This is a genomic window from Parvibacter caecicola, from assembly GCF_003725335.1.
GTDB lineage: Bacteria > Actinomycetota > Coriobacteriia > Coriobacteriales > Eggerthellaceae > Parvibacter > Parvibacter caecicola.
Window position 1 is genome coordinate 29,247 of the sequence record NZ_QIBY01000018.1, and the last position, 14,817, is coordinate 44,063.

The 14,817-nt window shown below is 62.3% G+C and carries 12 protein-coding genes; 7 read left to right on the forward strand and 5 right to left on the reverse strand.

All coding sequences use genetic code 11. The features are described 5' to 3' along the window. Positions 1 to 29 precede the first annotated feature (29 nt). Positions 30 to 1,274, reverse strand: a complete 1,245-nt coding sequence (locus DMP11_RS08700) for an isochorismate synthase (protein WP_123186101.1) — start codon at positions 1,272 to 1,274, stop codon at positions 30 to 32. 15 nt (positions 1,275 to 1,289) lie between these two features. Then, the gene (locus tag DMP11_RS08705; RefSeq protein WP_123186102.1) at positions 1,290 to 1,565 is read right to left on the reverse strand and encodes an ACT domain-containing protein; all 276 of its coding nucleotides are present in this window, start codon (positions 1,563 to 1,565) and stop codon (positions 1,290 to 1,292) included. A 178-nt stretch (positions 1,566 to 1,743) separates the two neighbouring features. Here DMP11_RS08705 and DMP11_RS08710 point away from each other — a divergent pair, with 178 nt between their 5' ends. Beyond that, positions 1,744 to 3,312 (forward strand): amino acid permease, encoded by a 1,569-nt coding sequence (locus DMP11_RS08710; RefSeq protein ID WP_214647013.1) that lies wholly within the window; start codon positions 1,744 to 1,746, stop codon positions 3,310 to 3,312. A 153-nt stretch (positions 3,313 to 3,465) separates the two neighbouring features. Here the strand turns inward: DMP11_RS08710 and DMP11_RS08715 are convergent, their stop codons facing one another. Next, a complete protein-coding gene (locus DMP11_RS08715; RefSeq protein WP_161555346.1) occupies positions 3,466 to 3,744 on the reverse strand; it encodes a helix-turn-helix transcriptional regulator in 279 nt (92 codons plus the stop codon). Between the two features lie 325 nt (positions 3,745 to 4,069). Between DMP11_RS08715 and menB the strand changes: the two genes are divergently transcribed. The 5 genes from menB (at position 4,070) to DMP11_RS08740 (ending at position 12,146) form a co-directional block, all read left to right on the forward strand. After that, positions 4,070 to 4,909 carry a 1,4-dihydroxy-2-naphthoyl-CoA synthase gene (gene menB / locus DMP11_RS08720; RefSeq protein ID WP_123186104.1) on the forward strand — a complete coding sequence of 280 codons (840 nt, stop codon included), beginning with the start codon at positions 4,070 to 4,072 and terminating at the stop codon, positions 4,907 to 4,909. Positions 4,910 to 4,927: 18 nt separating this feature from the next. Further along, the gene (locus tag DMP11_RS08725; protein ID WP_123186105.1) at positions 4,928 to 7,657 is read left to right on the forward strand and encodes an AMP-binding protein; all 2,730 of its coding nucleotides are present in this window, start codon (positions 4,928 to 4,930) and stop codon (positions 7,655 to 7,657) included. A gap of 193 nt (positions 7,658 to 7,850) precedes the next feature. Then, the gene (locus tag DMP11_RS08730) at positions 7,851 to 9,809 is read left to right on the forward strand and encodes an MDR family MFS transporter (RefSeq protein ID WP_123186106.1); all 1,959 of its coding nucleotides are present in this window, start codon (positions 7,851 to 7,853) and stop codon (positions 9,807 to 9,809) included. A 120-nt stretch (positions 9,810 to 9,929) separates the two neighbouring features. After that, positions 9,930 to 11,237, forward strand: a complete 1,308-nt coding sequence (locus tag DMP11_RS08735) for a hemolysin family protein (RefSeq protein WP_123186107.1) — start codon at positions 9,930 to 9,932, stop codon at positions 11,235 to 11,237. 108 nt (positions 11,238 to 11,345) lie between these two features. Beyond that, positions 11,346 to 12,146, forward strand: a complete 801-nt coding sequence (locus DMP11_RS08740; protein ID WP_123186108.1) for an amidohydrolase family protein — start codon at positions 11,346 to 11,348, stop codon at positions 12,144 to 12,146. On the opposite strand, the gene DMP11_RS08745 is transcribed toward DMP11_RS08740, so the two are convergent. Further along, on the reverse strand, positions 12,143 to 12,451 hold the full coding sequence (locus DMP11_RS08745) for a CxxCxxCC domain-containing protein (RefSeq protein ID WP_123186109.1): 309 nt from the start codon (positions 12,449 to 12,451) through the stop codon (positions 12,143 to 12,145). The genes DMP11_RS08740 and DMP11_RS08745 overlap by 4 nt on opposite strands. Positions 12,452 to 12,570: 119 nt before the next feature. On the opposite strand from DMP11_RS08745, the gene DMP11_RS08750 reads away from it, so the two are divergent. Beyond that, positions 12,571 to 12,933 carry a histidine triad nucleotide-binding protein gene (locus DMP11_RS08750; protein WP_123186110.1) on the forward strand — a complete coding sequence of 121 codons (363 nt, stop codon included), beginning with the start codon at positions 12,571 to 12,573 and terminating at the stop codon, positions 12,931 to 12,933. 19 nt (positions 12,934 to 12,952) lie between these two features. Here the strand turns inward: DMP11_RS08750 and DMP11_RS08755 are convergent, their stop codons facing one another. Next, complete coding sequence (locus DMP11_RS08755) at positions 12,953 to 14,317, reverse strand: CCA tRNA nucleotidyltransferase (RefSeq protein WP_123186111.1); 1,365 nt, start codon at positions 14,315 to 14,317, stop codon at positions 12,953 to 12,955. Between the last annotated feature and the right edge of the window lie 500 nt (positions 14,318 to 14,817).

Below are 14,817 nucleotides of genomic sequence, written 5' to 3' on the forward strand. Positions count from 1 at the left end.
AGGGGTTGCGGCTCAATCCGGCAACGTCATCATCCGAAAGCCGAAAGGATGGTGCGCAGTTTCAGGTTGATTTCCTCGTATTCCGCCTGGGCGTCGCTTTCCTCCACGATGCCGCAGCCGCCGTACACATACCCCATTTCGCCGTCGAACACGCCGGTGCGCAGCGCCACGGAAAACTCGCCATCGCCCGCGCCGTCCACATAGCCGCAAGCGCCGGCGTAAAAACCGCGGTTGTAGGGCTCAATGCGGCGGATGAGCATGGTGGCCTCGCCCACCGGCGCGCCGGCGGTGGCGGGGGTGGGGTGCAAATCTTCCGCCAGCTGCCACAGGCTCACCCCTTCAAGCACCTGGGCCTTCACCGGCGTGAACAGGTGCTGCACGTGGGCCAGCCGCATGATGCGCGGCTCGGCGGGAATCTCCACGTTGTAGCAGATGCGCTCGAACACGGTGCGTATGAAGTCCACCACGAACTGGTGCTCTTCGCGATTCTTGCGGTCGGCCATCAGCTGGCGGGCCAGTACTGCGCTCTCTTCGCCGTCCGCGTCGGCAGGACAGGTGCCCGCCAGGCACATCGATTCCACCGTGCAGCCGTTCTTGCGCACCAAAAGCTCGGGGGTGCAACCGCAGAAGAACACGTCGGCGTAGCGGTATAGCAGCACTGTGCCCACCGCGTCGCCGTCGATGAGGTTCACCAGCACGTCTTTCGACGAGAAGGGATGGCCCGCTTGCAGCCGCAGCCGCCGCGACAGCACCACCTTCCGCACGCGCCCTTCGCTCAGAGCCTCGCCCGCCTGCGCCATGGCCTCTTGCCATTGCTCGCGGGAGTCCATTTCCAACTGGTACGGGATGGGGGCGGCGCTGCGCTCGGGGGCTCGCTCGCAGTCGCGGGAGAAACGCTGCACGCGGCCGGCGTACACCGGCCCCAGCGAGTTCACCTGCAGAAACGTCCCGCGTTCGTTCTCGATTAGCACCACTTCCGGCAGCATCAGCCTAAGCCGCGGGAACGATGAGAACAGCTCGTCGGCCAGCGCGGGGTTGGCGCCGTCGAAGCGGTTGAACGAGAAGAACACCGGCTGGGCGTGAACGGGCCCTTCCAAAGTTATTTCCGCCTCATCGAGGGTGGGCAGCGCCACGCAACGGCCTAGCCCCATGAAACGCACCGGCGCCTCTTTGCGGTAGTAGACGAATTGGTCGGTGAAGCCCTTTTGCAGCAGGCAGAACGCGTCCACAATGTCGGCGTCGATGGCCTGGGTGTAGGAGTAAATCCTGGTCATGGCAGGGGCCCGCTGCTAGATTTTGTACATGAACTGGAACACGTCCTCCCGCTGGATGATCACTTGCACCCCCAGCGCCTGCCCGCATTGTTCCAGCTGCTGCTGCACTTCGTTGAAGCCGGCGGTTTCAGGGTCCAGCGTAACCAGCATGGTCATGGAGAAAATCTCGTCGTCGCCTAGGATGGTTTGGGAGATGTCGTCGATGTTGGCGTTGCATTGGGCCAGGGTAGTGGCCACCGCCGCCACGATGCCGCTGCGGTCTTTGCCCAGAACCGAGATGACGCACTTCATGAAAGCCTCCTGTATATGAGGGGTTGCGTTTGTTGGGCTATTGTAGTCCAAGGCCCCCGCTGTTCATCATTCGGCTAACAGCTTCGGGCCGAAAATCCCTCCAGACCCCATCGGCACTATCATGGAGAAAATGCGAATCCCATAAGCGCGATTTGTCTGCGCCGGGAAAGGTCAGCTGATGGGAACCTTCAACAAAAAGCGAAGCTTCAAGAAAACGGCATCACCCAACTCCAAGCCCACCGCCAAGGCTTCTGCGCCCCCGGCCATCGACAGGCCGCCCGTGCCGGTGGGGGCGCAGTTGTTCGGCAAAGAGAACCCCCAGGGCATGGGGCTGTTTCGCCTGTCCACCACGGTCATTACCCTCATCGTGGGAGCCGGCGTGTTCACCATGTCGGGCGACCAGGCGGCCGGCGGGGCCAGCGGCGCCGCCATCGCCACCGCTTGGGGCATTTCCGGCGTGGGGGTGCTGTGCCTGGTGCTCACCTTCTTTGCGCTGTCAAGGCTGAAGCCCCACATCACCGGCGGTATCTTCGTGTACGCCCGCAAAGGCTTCGGCGAGTTTCTGGGCTTCGCCAGCGCCTGGGGTTACTGGTGGGCCTCGTTGCTCACCACGGTAACCTTCTGCGCGCTGTTGTTCGAGTCGTTGGCGTTTTTCTTCCCCATCCTGGGGGAGGGGGACAACCTGTGGTGCTTGGCGGGGGCCACGGTGCTGGTGTGGGGCTACGCAGCGCTGGCCGCCCGCGGCATCGGGGAAATTTCCCTGGTGAATGCCGTAATCACCGTATCGAAGATCGTGCCCATCCTGTTTTCCATCATCCTCATCATTTTGCTGGGGAAGTTCAGCCCCGATCTGTTCTGGCAGAACTTCCACACCGGCGCCGACCCCAACCTGGCCTTCTTCGATCAAATCAAGTCGGCCCTCATGCTTACCATGTGGGTGTTCGTGGGCATCGAGGGCGCGGTGGCGGTTTCCGGCCGCGCCAAGCGCCAGTCGGACGTGGGCAAGGCCACCCTCATCGCATTTTGCGGTGTAATGGCCATCTACCTGGCGGTTTCCATGTTGTCCATGGGCATCATGCCGCTTTCCGATTTGGCGAACCTGCAAAACCCCAGCCTGGCTTACGTGATGGAGGCGGTGGTGGGGCCGTGGGGCGCCGGCTTCATCAACTTCGCGGTGTCGCTGTCGCTGGTGGGAGCCATGCTGGGCTACACCATCCTGGCCACCGAGGCGCCGTATTCGGCAGCGCTGCAGGGCATCTTCCCGCCAGAGTTTTCGCGCACCAACAAGCGGGGGGCGCCGGTGGTTACCATTTTGGCCACCACCGCCGTGGTACAGGTGTGCCTGTGCTTCTGGGTGCTTACAGGCGAGGCATATCAGTTCTTCTACGTCATTTGCGCCGCCATGATTTTGGTGCCCTACTTGCTCTCGGCGGCGTTTTTCGCCGTGGTCACTTTGCGAGAGAAGGCGCTGTTCGCCGAGCATCTGGGCGGGCCCATCATCCTGTGGCGCACCGTGGCGGTGCTGGGGGTGATTTACAGCCTGTTTCTGGGTTTCGCCGCCGGCAACAACGGCCTGGCGCTCATGTTCGCCCTGTACCTGGTGGGGCTGCCCCTGTACCTGTGGCAGCGGCATAAGCGCGGCCGCGTGCCCCTGCCCGCCTTCGCCGACAAAGCCGGTTTTGCCTTCTTTCTGGTAGTAGGCGTGGTGGCAGTGCTGCTGCTGGCGCTTGGAATCGTGACCATCTAGCCTCCGCTGAGACAAAGTGAGACAAAGGGACAACCCTAATGTCTCATTCTGATGGCTTATTCGCCAGCTGCGGCATTATCCCCCCCGTTCCCCTGTCATGCCGCGAGGGAGATGTTAGGAATGAGACATTAGGGTTGTCCCTTTGTCTCACTGCTACATTACGCGGTAGTTTATGCGGAATTGCTCGCGGGGGTAATCGTCGGGGGGTACGGCCGTGAGGCCCATCTCGTACCAGCTGCGTTCATCGAACAGCTTTTCGACGGGGCACCCCAGCCCGCCCAGCACTTTGTCCAACTGGCTGAGGCCCGGGTTTCCCATGCCGTTTTCCAGTCGGTTCACCTGTTCGCGGCTTAGACCCACCATGTGCGCCAGTTGCTGCTGGGTGAGCCCCGACTGTATTCTCAGCCGTCGTATTTGGTCGCCTATTTTCACCTTCGTCTCTCCCATGGGAAGAGCGTAAGGCGGCCGTCCTCAGACATAGTGTCATATACGTCACACTTGTCACTTCTACACAGTGCCGTATTGCGGAGGTCGCATTATTGGGCCCCTTTCGTCCGTCGTGCCAACTTTGCCGTAACCATCGTGCTGGTTTCGCTTCGGCTGCTGCCCGCTTCCGCTCGCTGTTTTTGCGATATTTCTCTTGGGTTTTTCCCGCGTAGGGGCCCGTCCCGCGCTAATATGATAGATGCGCTTATTTCGTAGCTTAAACCCACTCTCAACGCAGCATATTGTTATTTCCCTAGGGAATTGGAGACCCATGTCCGAACGTGTATGGCAGGTGGGCAAGGCCTACCGCGAGATAATTTACGAAACCTCTAACGGCATTGCGAAGATAACCATCAATCGCCCCGAGCGCCGCAACGCCTTCACCCCCCTCACGGTGAACGAGTTGTACGACGCTTTCACCGTGGCGCGCGACGATGCCTCCATCGGCGTCATCATCCTCACCGGCAAAAACCACGGTGGCCGCTACGAGGACGAGGCGTTCTGCTCTGGTGGCGACCAGAAAATCCGCGGCAACGGCGGTTATGTGGGCGAGGACAACATTCCGCGCCTGAATGTGCTGGATCTGCAGCGGCTCATTCGCATCGTGCCTAAGCCGGTCATCGCCATGGTGAACGGCTATGCCATCGGTGGGGGCCATGTACTGCACATCCTGTGCGACCTGTCCATCGCCGCCGAAACCGCCAAGTTCGGCCAAACCGGGCCGCGGGTGGGCTCGTTCGACGCCGGTTACGGCGCCGGGTATCTGGCCGCCATCGTGGGCCAGAAGAAGGCGCGGGAAATCTGGTACCTGTGCCGCCAATACAGTGCCGCCGAGGCGCTGGAAATGGGCCTGGTGAACAAAGTGGTGCCCTTCGAGCAGCTGGAAGAAGAGTGCTGCAGCTGGGCCGATGAGATGCTGGCCCTTTCCCCCACGGCGCTGCGGCTGATGAAGGCTTCCTTCAACGCCGCCACCGATGGTCTGGCCGGCATCGCGCAGCTGGGGGGCGACGCCACGCTGCTCTACTACACCTCCGACGAGGCAAAGGAAGGGCGCGACGCCTTCAAGGAGAAGCGGGTGCCCGACTTCACCCAGTTCCCGAAATTCCCCTGATATCCTGCCTGCTAGCCTATGATTGAGCTTTTCGAGCGCACCGCACGCATAGCCCCGGCGAAGGATTTTCTCACCTTCGTGGACGCCTCCCGGCACAAGGAGCTTTTCTCCTACCGCCGGGTGCGGATGCTCTCGGCTTTCCTTGCGTTCCATCTGCAGGAAAAAGGGGTGCAGCCGGGCGATGCGGTGGCGGTGGATTTGCCCAATGGCCCGGCTTTCGTGTGTCTGGCGCTGGCAGCCGCCTACGGCGGCTTCACGCTGGCCTGCATTAACCAGCGGCTTACCCCGCTCGAGAAAAAGGCCCGCGTGCACGAGCTGGGCGCGTTGGGGGTTCGGGTTGCCGCTATGGTGGACAGCACGCGGGCCGCCCAGATGCTATCGTTCGCGGAAAAGGCGCTGGCTACCGGCAATTACCAGCTGAGCCACCGCTCCATTATGGGCGAGAAGCAAGACGTGCACGACGACGCCATCCACTTTGCCGAGCGTGCGGCTCACCTGTTCGACAAAGACGCCCGAGCCATCATCATGTTTACCTCTGGCACCACGGGGCGCCCGAAGGCGGTGCCCTTAACCTGGCGCATGCTGGAGACGGCAGCCCACGCTGCCAACCAGGCGTTAGATTTCGGCCGTGGATCCCAATGGCAGGCGGTGCTGCCGTTTTTCCACATCGGGGGGTTCCAGGTGCTGGTGCGCAGCATATGCGCCGGTACGCCGCTGGTGGTTTACCAGAAGTTCGACCCCGCCCAGGTGCTGCGAGATGTGCGCCAGTGCCGCATCAGCCACGTTTCGGTGGTGGACAAGATGTTGCAAGACCTGCTGGATGCTGACAAGGAAGACGCGCTCTCTCGCTACCAGTGCATTTTGTTGGGTGGTGCGGCCCCTAATCAAGCCACACTGCAGCGGGCCTGTCAGCGGGGCATTGCGCTGTACACCAGCTACGGCATGACGGAAACCTCCAGCTTGATGGCAGCCAGTCGGGTACGCTCCGGTTTTGATGGCAACCTGCAGCTGCTTCAGGGCTATGTGGCCCGTATCGTAGACCCCGACCCTATGGGCTTTGGGGCGCTAGCGGTGCAGGGGCCGGGAGTGTTCGACGGCTACATGAACGCCCGCGCTCCCCGTACGGTGGACGGGTTTTTCCTCACCGGTGACGTGGCGGCTCTGCGCGGCCAGAAAATCCACGTGCGGGAGCGCACGGTGGACATGTTCGTTTCCGGCGGCGAGAACATCTATCCTGCCGAGGTGGCCCGGGCTTTGCAGGGCCTGCCGGGAGTGGCAGAGGCCCACGTGTTCGGCATCCGTGATGAAAAGTGGGGCCGGCGTCCGGTGGCATTGGTGGAAGCCCAGGCGGGGCGGCAGCTGCCCACCCCGTGGGAGATGCGTTCCAAGTTGGCTTCGGTGCTTTCGCGAGTGGCCATGCCCCAGTACATTGCGGCGGTGGACCAGCTGCCGCGCCAAGGAATCGGCAAAATAGACCGAAGGGCCGCAGGCCAGTTATGGCAATCGCGGTTGCAGGTCAAAGACGTTCGGCTGCGCTCGGTGCGCATTCCCTTCAAGCATCCTTTCCGCACTGCCAAAGGGGTGCTGAAGTACCGCGATTTGCTTCTGGTGGAGGTTGAGGACCATCAGGGTCGTGTTGGTCTGGGAGAGTGCAACGCGTTTTCCACTCCGTGGTATCTGCCCGAGATTATCTCCCACGACCAGCGAATCATCCGCGAAGTGCTGGCCCCCATGGTCACCTCTGAGGTTATGGTGCATCCTCGCGAATTTAGCCGCTGGTGCGCCACGGTGCCGGCGGCGGCCGGCGCCCCTATGGCCTGCGCCGCGGTGGAGGAGGCCCTGTGGGACTTGCAGGGCAAAATTACCGGCACGCCGCTTTGGGCTGCCATGAAGGCGGAGCACCAGCGGCTGGGAGCGGCCGGCGCGTCGTTGCCGAGCCGGGCTAACTTGCAGCCGGGCCACGAGGGGACGGTGCTGCGCATCCCCCGCGTTGCCGGGGCCCTTACCGACTACCCGAGCGCTTATGTGGGGGCCGGCGCGGTGCTGGGTATTTCTTCGGTGGAAGACACATTGTTGAAGGTGCGCCTTCTGGTGGAGGAAGGCTGCAAGCGGGTGAAGCTGAAGGTAGCGCCGCGCAGCGGTGCGCTGACGGTGGTGCAGGCGGTGCACGCACAGTTTCCCCAGCTCATGGTTACTCTCGACGCCAACCAGAGCTTTTCGGCCGCCGACATGGGCGAGCTTTTGGCCCTGTGCGCGTTGCCGGTGGCTTGGATTGAAGAGCCCCTGGCCTTCGCTGATCGCCAGAAGGAAAACCCGGCCGAGATGTACCGGCAGCTATCGGCGTTGCAACAGCAGATCGGCTGCCCCGTGTGCCTGGACGAGTCCGTCACCTGCGCGGCCGACGGTTATTTGGCCCTTCGCTTCCCGCAGTTGCGGGTGTTTGCTTTGAAGCCGGGGAAGTTCGGCGGCATTCAGTCCAGCCTGGAGTTCGCGATCGCTGCCCAGCGTGTTGGCGCGTTGGTGTGGATGAGTGGCATGTACGACACCGGCGTTTCCCGCCGGGTGCTGGCCGCCTTCGAGGTGCTTCCGGGGCTGGGCACGCCGGGCGACGTGGGGTCGGTCACCCAGTTTTTCCCAGCCGACATCACCATTCCCCCGTATGAATTCTCTGGCTCTCGCGTCACGCTGAACCCGCCCGATTACCCGGCGGGCCTTGGCTGCGTTCTGAACGAGGAGCTGCTGGGCTGAGGGCCGCCCCAAGCTTGGCGCACCCGGTTATGAAACAGTCGGTTTGCTTCGCGGAAATTCCCTTGCTTAATGGCTGGGTAACGCTAGTGTAAGAACGTTGCTTTCAAGCAGCATAATCCTTAGCAGGCGGTTGTGCCGTCCGGTAAACGTGCGTTTTCGGGCCATTGGGGCAAGCGGAAAGAGGCGAAGAGTAATGAATTTGGCGCGACGGCAGTGGATGGTAATCGGCGTTCTGGTGTTCGGGGCGTTTGTAACGGTGCTCAATCAGACGGTGGTGACCCCGGCCCTGCCCTCCATCATGGAGGAGATGGGAGTGGACGCAGCCACGGCCCAGTGGCTTACCACCGGCTTTACCCTGGTGAACGCCATCATGATCCCCATTACCGCCTACCTGCAAGACCGCTTTACCACCAAAGGCCTGTTCGTGGTTTCCATGTCGCTGTTCGCCGCCGGTTCGGCCATGTGTGGCTTGGCCCTCAGCTTCCCGGTTATCCTAGCCGGCCGCCTTATCCAAGCGGCGGGCGCCGGCATCCTCATGCCCATGACCATGACGGTGCTGCTGATCACCTTCCCAGTGGACAAGCGCGGTTCGGCCATGGGCATCTTCGGCCTGGTCATCGCCTTCGCGCCCGCCATTGGCCCCACCGTTGCCGGCTTCGTCATCGACCAGTTCGACTGGCACATCATGTTCATGGCCATTACGGTGCTCTCGGCGCTCATCGTGCTGGCATCGCTGTTCTTCATGGAGCGTCACTTGGGCACCGGGGACGGCACGGCAAAGCTCGACCCGCTTTCGCTGGTGCTGTCCACGCTGGGTTTCGGCCTTATGCTGTACGGCTTCTCGGCAGTGGGTTCGGCGGGGCTCACCCTGCTCACGGCGGCGGCCATCGCGCTGGGCATCGCCGGCGTGGTGTGGTTCTTCATCCGCCAAACCCATTTGGAAGAACCCATGCTGCAGGTGCGAGTTCTGGAGAACCGCCGTTTCTTGGTGGCCACCATCATCGGCATGCTGGTGCAGGGGGCGCTGTTGGCGGCCGGCATCCTCATGCCCATCTACCTGCAAACGCTGCTGGGGCAATCCGCTACGGTTTCGGGTCTGGTGCTGATGCCCGGCGCCATCCTCATGGGCATCATGAACCCGGTGGCCGGCAAGTGGTTCGACCGCTCGGGCCCCCGTAAGCTGGCCATCATCGGCATGGGGCTGCTTACCCTTACCACTGCAGGCTTCGCCGTGCTTACCTTAAGCACCCCCATCATGTGGCTGACGGCGCTCTATACGGTGCGCATGTTCTCGACGGCGCTGGTGAACATGCCCATCACCACTTGGGGCATGAACGCACTGCCCAACGACCTCATGAACCACGGTACCTCGGTGAACAATACGCTGCGTCAGGTGGCGGGATCGCTGGGTACTGCGGTGATCATCTCGGTGTCCACCATCATCACCAACAGCCTCACCGGCACCATGGATACCGCCTCAGCCACCCTTTATGGCATCAATGTGGCCTTCGGCGTGTGCACGGCCCTGTGTCTGGTCGGCCTCATTCTCACCATCGCGCTGGTGCGCGATAGGAAGGGAGAGGACGCCCAGCGCGATACGGACGGCAGCCACCGCACCCTGCTGGAGTCCATCATGAAAACTGATGTGTACTCGCTGCCTCGCACCGCCACGGTAGAAGATGCCATGCGATTGTTCGTTACCAAGCACATCTCTGCGGCCCCCATTGTGAACGATAAAGGGGAAGCGGTGGGTTTCATCTCCGATGGCGATATCCTGAAGCGTCTTTCGCCACGCCAAGGCTCGTTCATCGACCCCATCGTGCTTATCATGAGCTCGGCCCGTGACGGCCGCACCTACGACGAGCGGCTGCAGAACCTGATGAGCGCCAACGTGTGCGAAATTGGCGCCCCTCGTTCCATCAACGTCAGCGTGCACGCCGATTTGCCGCAGGTGTGCCGCGTGCTGGCGGAGAGCCACCTGAAGAAGGTGCCGGTGGTGGACAACGGCAAGCTGGTGGGCATCATCAACCGCAGCGACATCACCCAGTACTCCATGCAGGCCTATCTGAGCGGCCAGCCTTCCGAGGAAGCGGCCGCCGCTGTGGCCGACTTGGAGGCCGCTGCGGCGGCCTCGGCATCGCCGTCGCGCTAAGAAACAACCCTGTATAACTAGCCGATTCACGGTGAATGCCGCTGCAAAATGCGGCAAAATAGGAGGGTCTGTACCCGCGCGCCGTTGCAGACGGCGCCGAAAACAAGGAAGCTGATTTTAATGACAACTGTTATATGTCTGCTGCTGGTGGTGTTCTTCCTTGCCATGAACGCCTTTTTCGTAGTGGCCGAGTTTGCGTTGGTGCGCGTGCGAAAGAGCCAAGTGGAGGTGGCGGTGGCGGAGAAGCGCCGCGGCGCCGAGGCGGCCCAGGAGGTTACCACCCACATCAACGCCTACCTGTCCGCCTGCCAGCTGGGCATCACCCTGGCATCGCTGGCCATCGGTTGGTTGGGCGAGCCGGCGGTGTCGGCCGTGCTAGAGGCGCCGCTTCTGGCGGCCGGTTTGCCGGAAGGGGCGGTGGCCCCCATCTGCGTGGCGGTGGGCTTCGTGCTCATCACGGCGCTGCACGTCATTGTGGGCGAGCTGATTCCCAAATCATTCGCCATCTTCTCCACCGAGAAGTACGCCCTGCACACGGCGGGGCCGCTGCGGGTGTTTTACAAGGTCACCTATCCCATCATGGTGGTGTTCAACGGCATCACCAACGGCGTGATGCGGCTGTTCGGCCATGACGCCGCCGACGAGCACGAGGTGTACACTGGCGACGAGATCAAGCTGCTCATCGACGAGTCCACCGAAAGCGGCCTCATCGAGCCGGAGCAAAACGAGTTCGTGGACAACATCTTCGACCTGGGCGAGAAGGATGCCGAGGCCATCATGACCCCCCGCACCGATGTGGTGTGCATCGATTTGGAAGATTCGCTGCAGGAGAACTTGGACACCATCCATCGCTACAAGTACACCCGTTACCCGGTGGTGCGCGGTTCGAAAGACCACGTGGTGGGCTTCGTGCACGTGAAGGACCTCTACGGCATGGCCCCCGACACGCCGCTGTCCCAGTGGAAGATTCGCGAGATGCCCGCGGTGCCGGAAGGGCTGGCCATCGCGCGGCTGCTGGAAACCCTGCAACAGCGCCACACCGAGATTTGCGTGGTGATCGACGAGCACGGCGGCACGGCCGGCATCGTTACCATGTCGGACGTGATGGAGCAGATCGTGGGCCGCATCGACGACGAGTACGTGCACGACACCGACGACGACGTGGTGAAAGAGCCGGACGGGTCATACCTCATCGACGGCGCTCTGGCCATCGGCGATCTGGAGGACATCCTGGGCTTTACCCCCGAAGAGGCGGAAGAGGTGGAAACTGCCGGAGGCCTGCTGCTGGCGCTGTTCGACCGCATTCCCGACGAGGGGGACATGGTGGTGCTGGAGCACAAGGGCACGAAGGTGAGCTTCACCGTCATTGCCATGGACCGATTGCGCATCGACCGCATCCGCATGGTGGTGCAGCGGCCCGAAGAGTAGGCCGCGCGCGAGCACCCCTCATATTTGTGACCACCGAATGCCCGGCCCGCAAGAGCCGGGCATTTGCTATGGTGTGGGAGAGAATCCCCGCGCGATGAAAGGTTTGCCGTGAGCCCGGTTATTGATGTCCATTGCCATATTTACCCCGACGCCATCAAAGAGAAGGCGGTTCAGAGCGTGGGGCGCTTTTACAACATCCCCATGGATGTGGCCGACGGATCGGGCGAGGCGCTGCTGGCGGTATGCGCCGGTTCGCCCATCGAGCGCCAGGTGGTGCATTCGGTGGCCCTCAGCCCCCACCAGGTTACCTCCATCAACGATTTCATCGCCGCCCAGTGCGTCGCGCATCCCCAGTTCACCGGCTTTTTCACCCTCCATCAAGATTTCCCGAATCCCGAGGCGGAAATCGAGCGGGCGCTTTCTCTGGGGCTGGTGGGGCTGAAACTGCACCCGGATTCGCAGCAGGTGAACATGGACGACCCCCGCATCATGGCCATACTGGAAATGGCGGAGGGACGCTTCCCGGTGATCATGCACTGCGGCGACTACCGCTACGATTTCTCGCATCCGCGCCGCATGCAGCAGGTGCTGCGCCGTTTTCCCCGGCTGGTGGTGGACGCCGCCCATTTCGGCGGCTGGTCCATTTTCGATTTGGCGGTGGAGTACCTGGAAAACGAGAACTGCTACATGGACATGTCCAGCGCCCAGGCGTTTCTGGGGCCGCGCCGCACCGCCGAGCTGGTGCGCATCCACGGCACCCATCGCATCATGTTCGGTTCGGATTTCCCCATGTGGAACCCGGTGGAAGAGCTGGACGCCTTCTGGGCGCTGCCGTTTTCAGACCAGGAATTCGCCGCCATGACCAGCGGCAACGCCGAGCGCTTCCTGGCCAACCAGCTGCCTGCCTAGGGGCGCTTCCCGCTGCGCAGCAGAGGGCGGAAGGTTTGCACGTAGCCGCAGCTGTCCGGCAGGTAGCGGCGGGAGAGGGCGTGGCGCAGCGTCACTTTGCGGCAATAGGGGCAGGCCTCGAAGCGGTGCGGGTACACCACGCAGCGCAGGGTTTCCTCGTCTAAGAACTCACAGGGGCGGATGGGCGTGAAGCGGCCGCCCTTGGCGGGGGTGCGCTCGTAGCAGCACTGGCCGCAGCCATGGCACAGCTGCTCCCACCGGGGCTTCACTTCCCGGTACTTTTTCCAAACGGCCCAAAGCCCCACGGCGGCCCCTTCCCAAACGGCATGCTGTGCCGGCCCGCCGCCTTGGCGCGGGTGCGCGGCGCGGGCCGGGTTCCTGTGGTATTCTGCAACTATTATATATAGGTAGGAAAGGAGCCCCCATGGCGCAAGATTGCCTGTTCTGCAAACTGGTTTCCGGCGAGATTCCCTCGGCCAAGGTGTACGAAGACGATATCTGCTACGCTTTCGACGACATCGAGCCGGAGGCGCCGGTGCACACGCTGCTGGTGCCGAAGGTGCACTACGACAACCTGCAGGACGGAGTGCCGGCGGAGGTGCTGGGGCACATGCTGTCGGTGGTGCCCGAGGTGGCAAAGCTGAAGGGCGTGGGGGAGAGCGGCTATCGCACCGTTATCAACACCGGCCCCGATTCGGCCGCCACGGTGGGCCATCTGCACATCCACATCTTGGGGGGCACCAAGATGGGCCGCTTCACCTTCGAGAATTCCCAGCGCTGCGAATAGCGCGGCGCAGCGGAGCCGCTTAACGGCCAATCGCCCAATTCTGCAAAAATGCCAGGAGCTCTTCCCGTTGGTTGGGGAGGGCTCCTTCTATTACCGCCTCCAGCGCCGCACTCAGGGCTTCACCCACCGCCGGCCCCTGGGGTATGCCGGCGTCCATGGCGTCGCGGCCGTTTGCCGCCAGCGACTTCAGGGAAAACGCCTCGCCTTCCGCTAGCACCGCCTCCATCACCTGCACCAGCTGGTCGGCCAGCTGCATGCGGGGGGCGCACTGGGGAGCCTGGGCGCTGGCATCCGCCTTTTTCACGGCGCACAGCTTGCGGAACAGCTCCGGGTTGCCCTCCAGTCGCGAAAGGGCGCGGCGCACCGGCCGTCGCTGCGGTTCTATCACGTCGTCGTGGCGCTTTACCAGCGCCAGGATCTGCGCCTGCCGATGGTTCGAGAACCCTAGCCGTTCCATGACGGCCGCCGCCAGCGTCACGCTTATCTTCGCATGGCCGTAGAAATGGCTGATGCCGTCGGGCCCTTCGAACTTGGCCCCCGGCTTGCCCATGTCGTGGAACAGCATGGTCCAGCGCAGGATGGGATCGGCCGCTATGTTCTGTACCGCCCAGGCGGTGTGCTCAAGTACGTCATATATATGATAGGGGGTGTGCTGTTGGCATCCCTTCATGGCCACCAGCTCCGGGAAGGGAAAGGCCAGGATGTCCACCGTGCCCAAAAGAGCATCGTGTACGTGGGCTCCTAGCAAGAAGCGCTCCATCTCGTCGCGCACCCGTTCCACCGCCACGCCCCCCAGCAGGCTTTTCTGAGACAGCGTTGCTTGGAAGGTGGCCTCGTCCATCTGAAATCCCAGTTGCGAAACGAACCGGCAGGCGCGCAGAATGCGCAGCGCGTCTTCCTTGAACCGCTCCCGCGGATTGCCCACTGTGCGGATGACGCCGGCTTCGATGTCGCGCTGGCCGCCGAACGGGTCTAAAAGCCCGCGCTCGGGGTGATAGGCCATGGCGTTGATGGTGAAATCGCGGCGCTTCAGATCTTCCTCTATGTTGCGGGCGGCGCTCACCTGGTCGGGATGGCGTCCGTCGCTGTAGGCGCCGTCGATGCGATAGGTGGTCACCTCCAGCGCTTCGCCCTCCAGAAGTACCGTAAGGGTGCCGTGCTTCACGCCAATCTCGCGCACGGGAATGCGGGCGCTGTCGCAGAGGGCTTTCAGCTGCTGCCAGGAGGCGTTGGAGGCCAGATCCACATCGTGGGCGGGCCGCCCCATAACCGCGTCGCGCACAAACCCCCCCACGCACCAGGCCTCGAAGCCGGCGTCTTCCAAAAGCTGGATAACTGTGCGGGCGGGAGAGGGCACGTCTATGGCGGGCAGAGGGGTGATCATGGGCGCTCCTTTGGCTGTTTGCACCAGTGTAGGGCATTTTGCCCCCACTGTTTACCAGGGGTTTTGCCGTTCATCTTTCTCAGGCGCCGCTTACTGGTAAAAATGTGTTGCGCTCAAATAGTTCTTGCAATGGCGGTTGAGGGGAGTATTATAGACAAGCTGTCTTTGAAGGAAGGGACAGCCAACAGCTCTCTTGGAAATCGCACTACAGCCGGCAACGGTAAATGGGATGGAAAAAAGAATTGTTGAGATTCTGTGAATCACTTGAACACAAGAGGTAAACAGAGTAATATTATTCCTTGCGCCGCTCGCGAGAGCAGCGCGGCGGGAGCATCCCGCGGCACCTTGAGAACCGGATACTGCAGAGCGCTTTCCCGAGAGGGGGAGCGCGAGAGAAGTCAGAGTGACATCACTTTCGATTTAGGAAGACCCGCCCGCCCGAGAGGGCAGGGCAGATTCCATTTGAGAGACAACTTATGAAAGCCAATCGGCTTTCCAAT